The sequence below is a fragment of the Vibrio sp. NH-UV-68 genome, from assembly GCF_042940635.1.
GTDB lineage: Bacteria > Pseudomonadota > Gammaproteobacteria > Enterobacterales > Vibrionaceae > Vibrio > Vibrio pacinii.
This window is the reverse complement of sequence record NZ_CP134975.1, coordinates 280513-294879: the sequence shown is the minus strand read 5'-3', so window position 1 is coordinate 294879 and position 14367 is coordinate 280513. Positions and strand designations below refer to the sequence as shown.

At 45.9% G+C, this 14367-nt stretch carries 14 protein-coding genes; 2 read left to right on the top strand and 12 right to left on the bottom strand.

Translation table 11 applies throughout. From position 1 onward, the window contains the following. Positions 1–89: 89 nt before the first annotated feature. From ViNHUV68_RS01410 to dusA, 7 genes are all read right to left on the bottom strand, one after another. Entirely contained in the window at positions 90–866 is a 777-nt protein-coding gene (locus ViNHUV68_RS01410; protein WP_038175225.1) for a phosphoadenylyl-sulfate reductase, read from the bottom strand. Continuing rightward, entirely contained in the window at positions 859–2595 is a 1737-nt protein-coding gene (cysI, locus tag ViNHUV68_RS01405; RefSeq protein ID WP_038175223.1) for an assimilatory sulfite reductase (NADPH) hemoprotein subunit, read from the bottom strand. Before cysI ends, ViNHUV68_RS01410 begins: the two co-directional genes overlap by 8 nt. After that, complete coding sequence (locus ViNHUV68_RS01400; RefSeq protein WP_391088987.1) at positions 2595–4448, bottom strand: assimilatory sulfite reductase (NADPH) flavoprotein subunit; 1854 nt, start codon at positions 4446–4448, stop codon at positions 2595–2597. The genes cysI and ViNHUV68_RS01400 overlap by 1 nt, the downstream gene beginning before the upstream one ends. Before the next feature lie 126 nt (positions 4449–4574). Continuing rightward, positions 4575–4805, bottom strand: coding sequence for a hypothetical protein (locus ViNHUV68_RS01395; protein ID WP_038175219.1), 231 nt, complete (start codon positions 4803–4805; stop codon positions 4575–4577). Between the two features lie 151 nt (positions 4806–4956). Then, entirely contained in the window at positions 4957–5604 is a 648-nt protein-coding gene (locus tag ViNHUV68_RS01390; RefSeq protein WP_038175218.1) for a TIGR04219 family outer membrane beta-barrel protein, read from the bottom strand. A gap of 115 nt (positions 5605–5719) precedes the next feature. Next, on the bottom strand, positions 5720–5929 hold the full coding sequence (pspG, locus tag ViNHUV68_RS01385) for an envelope stress response protein PspG (RefSeq protein WP_391088984.1): 210 nt from the start codon (positions 5927–5929) through the stop codon (positions 5720–5722). A 159-nt stretch (positions 5930–6088) separates the two neighbouring features. Further along, positions 6089–7060, bottom strand: a complete 972-nt coding sequence (gene dusA / locus ViNHUV68_RS01380; RefSeq protein WP_038175234.1) for a tRNA dihydrouridine(20/20a) synthase DusA — start codon at positions 7058–7060, stop codon at positions 6089–6091. Positions 7061–7488: 428 nt separating this feature from the next. Here dusA and zur point away from each other — a divergent pair, with 428 nt between their 5' ends. Beyond that, complete coding sequence (gene zur / locus ViNHUV68_RS01375; RefSeq protein WP_038175214.1) at positions 7489–7950, top strand: zinc uptake transcriptional repressor Zur; 462 nt, start codon at positions 7489–7491, stop codon at positions 7948–7950. Positions 7951–7967: 17 nt separating this feature from the next. Then, positions 7968–8429, top strand: coding sequence for a chemotaxis protein CheX (locus ViNHUV68_RS01370; protein WP_004748296.1), 462 nt, complete (start codon positions 7968–7970; stop codon positions 8427–8429). A 48-nt stretch (positions 8430–8477) separates the two neighbouring features. Here the strand turns inward: ViNHUV68_RS01370 and cysC are convergent, their stop codons facing one another. From cysC to cobA, 5 genes are read right to left on the bottom strand one after another with little or no spacing between them, the layout of a single operon-like run. Continuing rightward, entirely contained in the window at positions 8478–9095 is a 618-nt protein-coding gene (gene cysC, locus ViNHUV68_RS01365) for an adenylyl-sulfate kinase (protein WP_391088982.1), read from the bottom strand. 12 nt (positions 9096–9107) lie between these two features. After that, on the bottom strand, positions 9108–10832 hold the full coding sequence (locus tag ViNHUV68_RS01360; RefSeq protein ID WP_391088980.1) for an SLC13 family permease: 1725 nt from the start codon (positions 10830–10832) through the stop codon (positions 9108–9110). Between the two features lie 24 nt (positions 10833–10856). Next, on the bottom strand, positions 10857–12284 hold the full coding sequence (gene cysN / locus ViNHUV68_RS01355) for a sulfate adenylyltransferase subunit CysN (RefSeq protein ID WP_038175208.1): 1428 nt from the start codon (positions 12282–12284) through the stop codon (positions 10857–10859). A gap of 31 nt (positions 12285–12315) precedes the next feature. Further along, a complete protein-coding gene (gene cysD / locus ViNHUV68_RS01350) occupies positions 12316–13224 on the bottom strand; it encodes a sulfate adenylyltransferase subunit CysD (protein WP_038175207.1) in 909 nt (302 codons plus the stop codon). Between the two features lie 58 nt (positions 13225–13282). After that, positions 13283–14152, bottom strand: coding sequence for a uroporphyrinogen-III C-methyltransferase (gene cobA, locus ViNHUV68_RS01345; RefSeq protein ID WP_038175206.1), 870 nt, complete (start codon positions 14150–14152; stop codon positions 13283–13285). Positions 14153–14367: the final 215 nt, after the last annotated feature.

The window sequence follows — 14367 nt, the reverse complement described above, 5'->3', positions numbered from 1 at the left end:
AATACCCACAGAGTTATCCACAGTTGCTGTTTTTCAGGCAAAAGAAAAGGCCGCATTGCGACCTTTCTTCTTATATATAGGAGAGCGGACTAGATACCTGAACCGTCCTGTTCATTAGACTCTTCGTGTAGCCCACACTCTCTTTTTAAGCCAAAGAAACGTGTTTCTTCCTCGCTCATGCCTGGCTGCCACTTTTTGGTTGTATGAGTATCCCCAACTGAAAGATACCCCTCATCCCAAAGAGGATGATAAGACAAACCATGTTGCTCTAGATAGTAATGCACATCCTTATTAACCCAATCGATCACTGGCAGAAACTTAAACACACCATTTTGGATAGATAAAATCGGCAAGCTAGCTCGTGATTTAGATTGCTCGCGACGTAACCCCGAAAACCAAGTCCCTACTTCTAGTTCATCCAAGGCTCGGCGCATTGGCTCGACTTTGTTTATCTTATTGTATTTCTCAATACCCTCTATACCTTGGTCCCATAGTTTGCCGTAGCGCGCTTCTTGCCAATTGGCACTTTCTTTAGATCGATACACTTTAAGGTTTAGGGTCAGTTGTTCACTTAATTGGTCAATGAAACGATAAGTCTCGGGAAATAAATACCCAGTATCCGTCAAGATAATCGGTATGTCAGGTCGCTGCTGAGTGACTAAATGGAGCATAACCGCAGCTTGAATACCAAAACTAGATGAGACCGCAAATTCACCCTCTAAGTTCTCTAACGCCCAAGCAACCCTTTGTTGCGCCGTAAGCTGCTCTAACTCAACATTGATTTGAGCAAGACGAATCACTTGTTCCGTCTTGGTCAATGTAAGCAGCTCACCTAACTTCGGTTTAGAAGCCACTGAATCAAGCATATAAATCCCTCTTAGAAACTTTGACTTCTTGGATAATTCCAGCACGAATCATGAAATCACCAAACCCTTCACTTGCTTCACGCTCTTTTGCCCAGCGACCAACTAGCAGATCGATCTCTTCAAGGATCTGTTTATCAGTAATGTTCTCTTTATACATCTTCGGTATACGAGTACCCGCTCTATTGCCACCTAAGTGTAGGTTGTAACGACCTGGCGCTTTACCCACCAGACCAATTTCTGCCAACATCGCACGACCACAACCATTCGGACAACCAGTCACACGTAAAATGATATTGTCTTCTTCAGGCAATCCATGCTTTGCCAGTATACCTTCGACATCGGTGACGAAACCCGGTAAGAAGCGTTCTGCCTCTGCCATTGCAAGTGGGCAGGTTGGAAAGGCCACACACGCCATTGAGCTTTTACGTTGCTCACTCACCGAGTCGTCGATTAAGCCATGTTGACGAGCAATCTTTTCGATTGTCGCTTTGTCCTTTTTGGCTACACCAGCAACAATCAAGTTTTGGTTGGCCGTCATGCGGAAATCGCCTTTATGAATTTTGGCAATTTCAGCAACACCAGTCTTAAGCGGTTTGCCCGGATAATCGAGTAAGCGACCATTTTCAATAAAGAGTGCTAAGTGGTGTTTACCATCGATACCTTCGACCCAACCAATGCGATCGCCACGGTCAGTAAATTCGTATGGTCGGCTGTCAGCAAACTTCACGCCCGCGCGTTTTTCTACTTCCGCTTTAAAGACATCAATACCGACACGATCTAGCGTGTACTTGGTTTTGGCATTCTTACGATTTGAACGGTTACCCCAATCGCGCTGAGTCGTCACTACTGCTGCTGCGACCTCGAGTGTTTTCTCTAGCGGGACAAATCCAAAGTCATCTGCACGACGCGCGTAGGTAGAGGTATCACCGTGCGTCATTGCAAGTCCCCCACCAACCAGTACGTTAAAGCCCACCAGCTTACCGTTATCACCAATTGCGACAAAGTTGAGATCGTTCGCGTGCACATCAACATCATTTTGTGGCGGGATTACCACGGTGGTTTTAAATTTACGTGGTAAGTAAGTACTGCCTAAAATTGGCTCGTCATCTTCCGTCGTTTCGACCTTTTCGCCATCTAACCAAATTTCAGCATACGCTTTGGTTTTAGGTAGCAGGTGCTCACTGATTTTCTTAGCCCACTCGTACGCTTCTTGATGAAGTTCAGATTCAATCGGGTTAGTGGTACATAGTACGTTACGGTTTACGTCTCCAGCGGTGGCAATTGAATCAATACCAATACTGTTAAGCGTTTGATGCATTAACTTGATATTAGGTTTTAGCACACCGTGAAACTGAAAGGTTTGACGTGTAGTCAGGCGAATACTGCCATAAAGCGAATGCTCAGTAGCAAACTTATCAATCGCCAGCCACTGCTTCGGCGTAATGACTCCACCCGGCATACGGGCACGCAACATCACATTGTGTAATGGTTCGAGTTTTTGCTTAGTTCGTTCGTTGCGAATATCACGGTCATCTTGCTGATACATGCCATGGAAACGAATCAACTGGAAGTTATCTGCAGTAAATCCACCCGTGATACGGTCTTGCAAATCTTGCTCTATGGTACCGCGCAGAAAATTACTTTGAGTTTTAAGACGCTCATTATCAGAAAGTGGCCCTAGCTCTTCGCCTAATACAACTTGGTTCTTGTTTTCAGTAGCAGCACTCATTAGTAAACATCCCTTTGATAACGTTTCGCTTTACGTAGTTCATTAATAAATTCTTCCGCGTCATCGCGAGAAAGCTGGCCTTGTTGCTCAACAACATGCACCAAAGCTTCATGTACATCTTTCGCCATACGTGTTGCATCGCCACACACATAGATGTAGGCGCCTTGTTGAATCCACTGCCACACTTGCTGTGCATTTTCTAAGATACGATGTTGAACGTAGACCTTTTCTCCTTGGTCGCGACTAAAGGCGACATCCAAACGGTTCAATACCCCGGACTTGAGGTACTTTTGCCACTCGACTTGATAAAGAAAGTCTTGAGTAAAGGTGCGGTCACCAAAGAACAACCAGTTCTTGCCTTGTGCATCGCGATTATCGCGCTCTTGAATAAAGCTGCGGAAAGGCGCGATACCTGTACCTGGGCCGATCATGATCACAGGCGTATTGTCGTCTTGAGGTAGCTTAAAGTTATTGTTGTTCTCAACGAACACTTTGACTTCACCGCCCTCTTCTAAGCGATGAGAGAGATAGCTTGATGCGCCACCAAAGCGTTTTTCATCACCCTGATCGTATTCCACCAAACCGACTGTCAGGTGCACTTCGTCATCGACTTCCGTTTGACTTGAGGCAATAGAATATAGACGAGGCGTTAAACGACGTAATAAGCTAACCAACTCATCGGCAGATAGTTTGGTCTTTTTCTCCGCGAGCACATCGACGACTTGAGTGTTACTCGCATACTCACGCAGCTTATCTTTATCTTCCACCAGCTTGAGCAGTTTTTTGCTTGCTGACAGCTCAGCGAATTTTGTTACCAGTTGCGGATTGGCAGAAGTAATTTCAAATTTGTTAACTAAAGCACTGTGAATAGAAAGGCTTTCACCGTCTACCTCAACGCTTTCGACGCCAGACAGTCCCACTTTAGCGAGAATGGCATTCGCCAACTGAGAGCTATTTTCAAACCACACCCCAAGAGCGTCACCCGGTTGATAAGAGAGTCCTGAACCTTCAAGATCAATCTCAATATGACGAACGTCTTTACCTGAATCTCGACCCGTGATCTTTTGGCTCGTCAACAAAGTTGCCGTATACGGGTTTTGCTTATTATAGAGAGAATGGCCTGCAACAGCCTGACCGACAGGTAACTGCACGATGTCAGCCTCAGAGCCCGAAGCGAGTGCTTGCTTGACAGTATCTAACGCTTTGCTGCGCCATTCAGAGACGGATGCATCGTAATCGACATCACAGTCGATACGGTCAATAAAAGGTGTCGCGCCCAATTTAGCCAGGAAGGCATCAAAGTCTTTACCCGTTTGGCAAAAGAACTCGTAGCTTGAATCACCTAACCCAATCACACCATATTGAAGATTGACTAATTTAGGGGCTTTCTTCGATTGAAGAAACTCGTGTAATTCAATCGCATTATCTGGCGCTTCACCTTCACCATTGGTTGAGGCAACGATAATAACGTGGGTTTCTTTCGCTAAGTTTTTACCTTTGTAGTCACTGGCATCAAACAACTCAGCGGTAATACCTAGCGCTCTGGCTTCTTGCTCTAGCGCTTCAGCAACGCCTTTAGCATTACCAGTCTGGGAAGCGTATATAATTGATAACTTACCCGCAGGCTTAGCCGCTACTGCAGCCACAGCTTGACTAACTGAGCCTGAAGCCGCCGCGGTTTGTGTTTGTGATAATCCCCAGAAGTAGCCACTTACCCATGCTAACTGCTGAGGAGATAGATCGGTCATACTCTGCTGCAAAGCGCTCAACTGCATATCATTGAGCGGAGCAGCGATAGATGGTAGTTCTTGTGGCGTGTTTCCTTGAGAGGACACGTTCTTGTTTAAAGACATGGTCTCGACATCCCTATTCATTGCGTGATGATAGATTAACCACTCTCTTTAATAACAAGAAAGAATAGAAGTGAATGTTTTATAACTTTTTGAATTAAAGAACGGAGAAAAAAACCGCAGCAGACACTATTTCGCTTCGACACGAACTTGTTTAAAGCCCACCGCCATCGCTGATTTAGACGCAAGATCAAGGTCTAAATAATGACACTCTTCTCCGTTAGAATCGGTTAATAGCACAAAACCACCACGCGCGTGACGAAATTCAACAATCCAATGCCCTTCCTGTGCGGAAGGCTCGATGATGGCCTCAACTAACTGTTGTTCTCGATATAAGTTTCTTAATTCAGTAATAGTCATGAGATTCCTTTCTCGAGCTGATAGACGTTCCCTTACTAAGCATGGCTAAACACGAAAAAAGTGCTAAATGAAAATCGACCGATATAACAAATAGATATAAAAAAACGCCGCATTATATTGCGACGTTTCTGTTATCAAACAATTGAACCAGTTAAAAGGCGAACTCAGCACCAGCAAAAAAGCCATTGGCAAACACGAAAGGACCACCAATGGTGTTAGGAAATGCTTCAGATTCCAAGTCAATGACTCGGTAGCCACCACGAATCGCTAGCGTATTACTGCCTAACGGTAGACGATATTGCACACCCGCCATCAAGTCGGTGCTCTTGATGCCGCTACTGTCACCAAAATTCATTTCACCAATAATATCGACATTCGTATTGGGGACAGTTAACTCTGCATAGCCATACCAAGCCCAAATGGTTTTATCAAACGTCGCACGAGCGCCATCTTCTGGATTGAGGTATTTAGTATTGGCCAAATCACTGAACGTAAGACCAGCATCAAAGTGCATTAAATCATGCTCTAACACGCGGTAGTAAAGAGTCAGGTCTAACTTATCGAACGCAGTGTAATCTGCATCCACTTTAGAGTAACGAATACGTGCGTCCGGCGCATAACGAACATCATGCTCAATTGCCACAAAGACGCTACCTGTCGTATCTGCTTTTTTCCTCACACCATTCACTTTAGTATCTGGTAACCACACTTCAGCGCCGACTTTGGTTGTTAAAGATGACTCTGCATACGCTGATGCCGAGACAATAGCCGCTAAAGCAATGGTGGTTTTTAAACCCATCAGATAGATTCTCCAAGTAGTGTATAGCGCCGCAAACCCCGCGACGCTAAAGACGGATAGATACGATTTGGTCACAATTCTATCATAGTCATTACGTTAGCTCGTACGTTTTTATCTACCTTGATTGGGCAACATGGTTCTTGAAAAACCAAATACCGATAGCGATAACAATCAACCACGGCAACAACTTGAGTGCCACACTGAGCATTCCGAGTAGCACCATCACAACTAGAGAAAATGCAACGCCAGCAATCACGGTCACCATGGTAACCCCTGTTACTAACAAGGTTGCGCCAAATATCAATATAAAGATCAATTCAAACATATGATTCTCCTTTGTTTGATTAACTTATATCAGGATATGTGCCAACTTAGAGGAATCTTCAAGATACTGAAAAGTAACAATAAAAAAAGAGCACTAACAAAAAAGGTGCTCTTAATAACCATTCTGAGTGGTCAAAAATACTCACTACGTAGGTATTTTTTACACATCTAACTGTTGCGGGATTTTCGCCAGTGCCGTTTGAACCACTTCAATACCCGACCCCGGTTTGTGTGCATTTTCACTAATGTAACGACGCCATTGGCGCGCACCCGGCATGTTTTGGAACAGTCCCAACATATGGCGAGTAATGTGGCCAAGATAAGCACCTTGAGTCAGTTGTTGTTCGATGTATGGATACATCTCTTCCACCACTTGGCGGCGCTTCTTGACGGGTTTATCTAAACCAAAGATCAACTGATCCACTTCCGATAAGATGTATGGATTTTGATATGCTTCACGGCCAACCATAACACCATCTAAATGCTCTAAGTGCGCTTGAGTATCGGCTAATGTTTTCACGCCGCCATTGACCGCAATCGTCAGGTGAGAGAAGTCTTTCTTCAACTGATAGGCACGCGGATAATCCAACGGTGGGATTTCGCGGTTCTCTTTCGGGCTTAGTCCGGATAACCACGCTTTACGCGCATGAATCGTAAACTGATCGCAACCACCCTGTTCTGAAACGATAGAAACAAAGTCAGTTAAAAACTCGTAGGAGTCTTGGTCATCAATACCAATGCGGGTTTTAACCGTCACCGGCACATCAACCACTTCACGCATCGCAGCAACGCACTCCGCCACCAGTTTAGGGTCTGCCATCAAGCATGCACCAAAGCGACCATTTTGCACTCGGTCAGACGGGCAACCGACATTAAGGTTAATTTCGTCGTAACCACGTTCAGCGGCAAGTTTGGCACAGGTTGCCAAGTCTTGAGGGTTTGAGCCACCAAGCTGCAACGCCACGGGATGCTCTTCTTGGTTATAAGCGAGAAAATCACCTTTACCGTGGATGATCGCACCGGTTGTGACCATCTCGGTATACAACAAAGTTTCGCTGGTCAGCAAGCGATGAAAGTATCGACAATGACGGTCGGTCCAATCGAGCATCGGGGCAATGGAAAAGCGCTGCATCGGAAATGGTTGTTTAGATTCAGTGTTAGACACCAAGCTACCTCTACACAGTCAGTACCGCTCGTTAAAATCTATATAGCGTGCGCGGTATCAAAAAATAATCGCGCGATTATACACCGCAATAGTGAAAGATTCAGGACAAATCTCGCCCACATCGACGCTTGAGGCTTAATGGCTCTTTTATTGTTTAACTAAACTTAAGGACTAGATAGCATCTGTTGCGATGCTTTAGAGCGCAGGTTTCGCGATGAGATACGTGTAATCCATGCTTGTTGGTATCGTTTTGATTGTAGATAAGGTAACTTATGGCTCTTCAACCGACTTAGGTATGTCGATTGCATACAGAGTAACATACTGACGCGGTTGTCAGAATTTGCCTACCGAGCGACGATAAACCTCGATAAATGGTATATTATTAGAAATGTCCAATGGTAACGGTGACAAGTTTGGATCAACAGTTAGTAAAACAAGTTGAAGAGATATGCACAACAAGAGGGGTTAGGTTAACCACTCAGCGCAAACGAGTATTTGAACTTATTTGTGCTAGCCCTAAAGCCTCAAGTGCCTATGAACTGTTGGAAGAGCTCAAGTTGAGTGAACCTCAAGCAAAACCGCCAACCGTGTATCGCGCTTTGGACTTTTTGCTTGAGCAAGGTTTTATTCACAGAGTGGAGTCAACCAACAGTTATATCCAGTGTGGCTCTTGTAACGCACACAAACATTATTCGCACTTGCTGATTTGTGATAAATGCAGCAACGTTATTGAACTACAAGATGATAGTTTGATAGCCTTACTAGCAGAAAACGCTCAAGCTCATGGCTTTACACCCAATAATCATGTAATTGAATCACATGGTATTTGCCAGTCCTGTTCGACTGAAATGAAATAAAGATATAGAAGAAGATTATGCGCGCTGAATTTGTAAACCCGTTTTTAGCTTCATTGATGAACGTATTAAAAACGATGGCCTCACTGGAATTGAAGCCACAGAAGCCTCGTGTGAAGAAAGATGAAATTGCACGCGGTGACGTATCAGGTTTAATAGGGATGGTTGGCACTCAAAGCCGCGGCTCTATGTCTATTACATTTGATGAAAGTCTGGCATTGGAAATCATGCAAAACATGCTGGGTGAAAGACCTAACGGTTTGAATGATGAAGTGACCGACATGGTGGGCGAAATCACCAATATGGTGACAGGCGGAGCCAAACGAATCCTTGCAGAAAGTGGTTTTGATTTTGATATGGCCACACCTGTAGTGGTATCAGGTAAAGGCCACACGATTCGTCATAAATGTGAAGGTTCGATTATTATCATGCCTTTCACTTCTCAATGGGGTAACGCCTTCATCGAGATCTGTTTCGAGTAAACTCGAACCAGACACTAAAAACGCTTCCAATGGAAGCGTTTTTGCGTTTTAGGCGATGACGCTTTTCTCGCGGAGCACTTGCAGACAATCTTCCACCAGCGCATCAATCGACTTTTCTCCCGCTAGCAAGTCAATCTCTGGATTAAGTGGCGCTTGATATTCTGAGTCAATGCCAGTGAAGTTAGTGATCTCCCCTGAACGGGCTTTTTTATACAAACCTTTCGGGTCGCGCTGTTCGCACACCGCTAATGAGGTGTTAACGAACACTTCCATAAACTCATCGTCAGCCAGCATGTCACGCACCATCTGTCGTTCGTTGCGATGTGGTGAGATAAACGCAGATAGCACAATTAAGCCCGCATCAGCCATCAACTTAGCTAGCTCTCCGATACGGCGAATATTCTCTCGTCGGTCTTGCTCGGAAAACCCTAAGTCACTGCATAGACCATGGCGTACATTGTCACCATCAAGCAGGTAAGTATGATGGCCAAGCTCGGCTAAACGCGCTTCAAGTGCGCCGGCTATGGTGGATTTCCCCGCACCAGATAAGCCAGTAAACCACAGCACGACTGGTTTTTGCTGTTTTAAGCTAGCACGAAAGTTTTTATCGATAGCGTGCTGATGCCACACGATGTTTTCATCTTTGCTTGGCGTTTCCGCAGTCATAGTTCAGTCCTTTTAAAACGGGAAAAAGAGTGGAATTAGCGTTAACACCAAAGCGGAGTAAACGATAGAAATGGGAATTCCAACTCGAACATAATCGGTTAATGTGTAATTGCCAACGCTGTACACCAGCAGATTGGTTTGATAGCCATAAGGCGAAATAAAGCTAGCACTAGCACCAAACAACACAGCCATAATAAAAGGCATAGGATCAACGCCATACCCTAGCGCCATACTATAGCCAATAGGGAACGCAAGTGCCGCGGCGGCATTATTGGTGACAAGCTCGGTCAAAATCAAGGTGAGCAGGTAAGTGGCAACCAAGGCGCCAAAGACCCCCCAGCCGTTAAACGCTTCGATAAACATTTGCCCTAGACTGACCGACAGACCAGACGACAACATTAATTGAGCAATCGACAGTGCTGAGCCGACAATAACGACGATATCCACCGGAAAACGACGACGCAGTTCACCAAGTTGAATCACTCCGCACAGCAGTGCCGCAAGTAAAAATACCGACAAGCCTTTAATCAGCGGAACAAATTCAAGCAGTGCTAAGGCAATCACCACCGAAAAGCCCATCAATACTAGAGCCGATTTAGTGGTATCAAGGCGAGCGCTCGAGTCTAGGTCGTTAATTTGCACAAACTCTTTACGATGCGCTTGGCGCTCTTGCTCAAAGCGTTTACCCGGCACGACGACCAAAGTATCTCCCGCATTGAGGGTGATATTGCCAAGGCCACCTTGCAAACGTTCATGACCTCGGCGAATCGCAACAACAACGGCATCAAAACGATCGCGAAAATGGCTCGACTTTAAAGTCTTATTACAGAAACTTGCCGATGAGCTGACCACCACTTCGACAAACCCTTGGCCATTAAGATGGTGCTGACCAAATAAGGTTAAGCCTTGGATCTCTTGGAGAGTCGCGACGCTTTCAATATCACCACAAAACAGTAAGCGATCGCGCGCTTGCAAGACAAAGTCTGGGTCAACCGACGGGAGTGATTGCCCATCACGCACCACTTCAGCTAAAAAGAGCTTACGCAGCGCACGCAGATTGTTTTCGCTAATGCTGCGCCCCACCAGAGGCGACCCCGGTTCAACTCGAGCTTCAAGAAAGTAAGGCAAATCATCTTGGCTATTATCGTCGTAATTAGGCAGCAGGTAGCTCAGTGGAATCAAAACCAACAGCCCACCAAACAGTACCGACAGACCGATCATCGTCGGAGCAAAAAAGCCCAAACTCGGCAGTCCAGCATCTTCAACAAAGCTATTGATGATCAAGTTGGTTGAGGTGCCGATCAACGTTAGCGTGCCACCTAAGATCGCCGCATAAGAGAGCGGGATCAATAAGCGCGATGGCGCATGTTGTTGATTACGTTTGATGGCGCCAATCAATGACACCACAACCGCGGTATTGTTTGTAAATGAGGACAGTAACGCCGTCGAGAGACCTAATTTCGCGACCGCAATCCCTAAACAACCGTTCGACAATGATCGGCTTACCCAACTGATCAAGCGGGTTTTCTCTAACGCGGCTGACGCTAAGATCAGCAGCACCAAGGTCAATAAAGACGAGTTAGTGAAGTTAGTGGCAACATCACCCAGCTCAATCATCCCGGCAAGAAAAGCGATAAACGCCGCGCCTGCAAAAATAAAACTGGGTTTGATTCGCGTGGTCAATAAGCAAGTCACGATCCCCAGTAACATTGCCAATACTAAACCTTGTTGCCACATATACTTCCCTATCGCCTTCGCGGACTATTTCAGTAGCTGGCTAATATCTTTGCTTTCCCAGTGTGGGAAATGTTTGCGCACTAGGGCATTGAGCTCTAGTTCAAACGCCGAGATATCTGTCGCTTTTTGTTCAACCTGAGACAGACTTTCACGTACTAGCCCAGCGCCAACCGTCACATTAGTTAAGCGATCGATAATGATAAAGCCGCCCGTGTCTTGGCAAGCCAAGTAGTCATCTAGAGCCACAGATTCGGTTAGCGTCCACTCACACAGACCAATACCATTAAGTGGCAGCTCGGCTGCGCTATGTGTCGAGAGGTTGTTAATATCGTACTGGTGGCGAATCGCTTCCACTCGACCAACCGTCTTCTTACCGGCTAACTTGATGTCATACTCACGGCCAGGTTGCAGTGGTTGCTCAGTCATCCATACCACATCCGCAAGTAGATGATTACTTGACTCAACACTGGCATTTTCAAGCACAATCAAATCACCGCGACTGATATCAATTTCATCTTCGAGTGTCAGCGTCACCGCAAGGCCAGCTTGGGCTTGGTCAAGGTCACCATCAAAAGTAACAATTCTCGCCACTTTTGATGCTTTGCCAGAAGGTAAGGCTTTAACCGCATCACCGACTTTGACACTGCCTGACGCAATCGTGCCAGCAAAGCCACGGAAATCGAGATTTGGTCGATTAACGTATTGCACAGGGAAGCGGAAATCACCGACTTTTTTCTCGTAGTCGACATCAATGTTTTCTAAGATCTCTAACAAAGGCGGCCCTTCAAACCAGCTCATGTTCGAGCTTGGTTCGACGACGTTATCCCCTTCTAGCGCTGACAATGGCAAGATCTGAATGTTGATCTCTCCATGAAGGTTTTTTGAGAACTCAAGATACTCATCGCGAATCTGTTCAAAACGGCTTTGTGAGTAGTCGACCAAATCCATCTTGTTGACCGCAACCACAAAGTGCTTCAGACCAAGCAAGTTCGAGATGAAGGAGTGACGACGCGTTTGATCAAGCACACCTTTACGGGCATCAATTAAGATCACGGCCAGATCACAGGTAGACGCCCCTGTTGCCATATTACGCGTGTACTGCTCATGCCCTGGAGTATCCGCAATAATAAACTTACGCTTTTGGGTCGAGAAGTAACGGTACGCCACATCAATGGTGATACCCTGTTCGCGTTCAGCCTGTAGTCCATCAACCAGCAGTGCTAAATCAGGACGCTCCCCAGTCGTACCAACACGCTGGCTATCATTGTGAACCGCCGCTAACTGATCTTCATAAATCTGTTTTGAGTCATGTAATAAACGACCAATTAGAGTACTTTTACCATCATCAACCGAGCCACAAGTTAAGAATCTAAGCATTGACTTGTACTGGTGCTGTGTGAGGTATCCTTCGATACCAAGCTCTTCAAGTTGAGCTTCAACTGCGCTATTCATTTTCTTTCCTTAGATCTATAGGCCAATGGCCCTAAAAGTAACCTTGACGCTTTTTCAGCTCCATCGATCCTGACTGATCGTGGTCGATCGCTCGCCCTTGACGTTCACTCGATGTTGCAACCAACATCTCTTCGATGATGCCGGTTAACGTGTTCGCTTCAGATTCAATCGCTCCAGTGAGTGGATAGCAGCCCAAGGTACGAAAACGTACGCTCTTATGTTCGATCTGCTCACCCGGTTCGAGTTTCATACGTTCATCATCAACCATGATCAACATGCCATCGCGCTCAACCACTGGACGAGTGTCCGACAGATAAAGCGGAACAATTTCAATATTTTCTAGGTAGATGTATTGCCAGATATCAAGTTCAGTCCAATTCGACAGAGGGAAAACTCGGATGCTCTCACCCTTGTTGATCTGACCGTTATAGGTGCGCCATAGCTCTGGTCGCTGGTTTTTCGGATCCCAGGTATGGTTCTTGTCGCGAAATGAGTAGACACGCTCTTTGGCGCGAGACTTCTCTTCATCACGTCGCGCACCACCAAAGGCAGCATCAAACCCATACTTGTTTAACGCCTGCTTTAAGCCTTGCGTTTTCATGATGTCAGTGTGCTTTGATGAACCATGAGTAAACGGGCTACACCCCATCGCAAGACCTTCTGGGTTCTTATGCACCAAAAGCTCAAAGCCATATTTTTTGGCGGTACGATCGCGAAATTCGATCATCTCTTTGAACTTCCAATCGGTATCGACATGAAGTAGTGGAAATGGAATCTTTCCTGGGTAAAAAGCTTTACGTGCCAAATGAAGCATGACCGATGAGTCTTTACCGATCGAGTACATCATCACAGGATTATCAAACTCGGCGGCCACTTCACGAATAATGTGAATACTCTCCGCTTCGAGTTGCTTTAAATGGGTTAAACGTTCTTGGTCCATGTTAGTTGCTTCCTTTACAGCTCTATGAGCCTGTGGCTAATCTAAATAATGGCGTGAGTTAGGCTGACTGACGCTGCTTGGGATTCACGTGCGGCTGTGGCTCAAACCAAGCCAATTTATCCGACAGTGATACCACTTCACCAATCACAATCAGTGACGGTGATTGAGCGTCTTTGGCAAGGTCAGCGAGTTGAGATAACTGACCTTTAAACACTTTTTGTTGGCGCTGGGTGCCGCGCTCAATGATCGCGATCGGTGTATCGACTCGGCGACCGTGCGCAATCAACTGGCTTTGAATATATTCCGACTTCATCAAGCCCATGTAGATCACCAGTGTTTGCTGACCACGAGCGAGGGTTGTCCAATCCATTTGATCGCTTTCGGCTTTAAGGTGACCAGTAATGAACATCGCTGATTGGGCGTAATCACGATGAGTGAGTGGAATACCAGCGTAAGCGGTCGCCCCTGCCGCTGCGGTAATTCCTGGCACAACATGAAAAGAGACGCCGGCTTCAGCCAAGACTTCTAACTCTTCACCGCCGCGACCAAAGATAAACGGATCGCCACCCTTGATACGCACGACTCGATAGCCCTGTAGAGCAAAATCGAGCAGCAGTTGATTGGTTTTTTCTTGAGGGACACTATGGTGGCCAGCGCGCTTACCCACACAAACTAAAATGCTATCGCTTGGCACCAACGACATGATCTCATCAGCAACGAGATAGTCATAAAGCACCACGTCAGCTTGCTGGAGAAAACGCATCGCTTTAATGGTCAGCAATTCGATATCACCCGGGCCTGCACCAACCAGCGCCACTTCGCCTTTAGCCAGCACACTCGCGCCAATGGCGTTAAAGTCGGTTTGATTGCTACGTTGTGCACGCTGATTACTCACAGGAAATTGAGAAATCGTATCCTTGCTCGCCATAATGTCATCCTTCATCGTTTATGTTGGCATTATGGCGCCCTTGACATATTACCTGAAATTCTAAAATTTCATTTTTTATACCTTTTTATGATAAGAGAAAGTCATCACGATTTTCTCGCTGAGCGTTTTTGAGAGATTATCGACAGATCAGTTCATGTGCGGCGCTTCACGTCACACTTTATCGCTGAGTGAAATCATTGTTTCATTAAGTTTTG

What these genes read in the sequence shown, in the direction of transcription:
- ViNHUV68_RS01410 (WP_038175225.1), bottom strand. Translation starts at nt 866, where the DNA reads ATGCTTGATTCAGTGGCTTCTAAACCGAAGTTAGGTGAGCTGCTTACA.
- cysI (WP_038175223.1), bottom strand. Translation starts at nt 2,595, where the DNA reads ATGAGTGCTGCTACTGAAAACAAGAACCAAGTTGTATTAGGCGAAGAG.
- ViNHUV68_RS01400 (WP_391088987.1), bottom strand. Translation starts at nt 4,448, where the DNA reads ATGTCTTTAAACAAGAACGTGTCCTCTCAAGGAAACACGCCACAAGAA.
- ViNHUV68_RS01395 (WP_038175219.1), bottom strand. Translation starts at nt 4,805, where the DNA reads ATGACTATTACTGAATTAAGAAACTTATATCGAGAACAACAGTTAGTT.
- ViNHUV68_RS01390 (WP_038175218.1), bottom strand. Translation starts at nt 5,604, where the DNA reads ATGGGTTTAAAAACCACCATTGCTTTAGCGGCTATTGTCTCGGCATCA.
- pspG (WP_391088984.1), bottom strand. Translation starts at nt 5,929, where the DNA reads ATGTTTGAATTGATCTTTATATTGATATTTGGCGCAACCTTGTTAGTA.
- dusA (WP_038175234.1), bottom strand. Translation starts at nt 7,060, where the DNA reads ATGCAGCGCTTTTCCATTGCCCCGATGCTCGATTGGACCGACCGTCAT.
- zur (WP_038175214.1), top strand. Translation starts at nt 7,489, where the DNA reads ATGGTAACGGTGACAAGTTTGGATCAACAGTTAGTAAAACAAGTTGAA.
- ViNHUV68_RS01370 (WP_004748296.1), top strand. Translation starts at nt 7,968, where the DNA reads ATGCGCGCTGAATTTGTAAACCCGTTTTTAGCTTCATTGATGAACGTA.
- cysC (WP_391088982.1), bottom strand. Translation starts at nt 9,095, where the DNA reads ATGACTGCGGAAACGCCAAGCAAAGATGAAAACATCGTGTGGCATCAG.
- ViNHUV68_RS01360 (WP_391088980.1), bottom strand. Translation starts at nt 10,832, where the DNA reads ATGTGGCAACAAGGTTTAGTATTGGCAATGTTACTGGGGATCGTGACT.
- cysN (WP_038175208.1), bottom strand. Translation starts at nt 12,284, where the DNA reads ATGAATAGCGCAGTTGAAGCTCAACTTGAAGAGCTTGGTATCGAAGGA.
- cysD (WP_038175207.1), bottom strand. Translation starts at nt 13,224, where the DNA reads ATGGACCAAGAACGTTTAACCCATTTAAAGCAACTCGAAGCGGAGAGT.
- cobA (WP_038175206.1), bottom strand. Translation starts at nt 14,152, where the DNA reads ATGGCGAGCAAGGATACGATTTCTCAATTTCCTGTGAGTAATCAGCGT.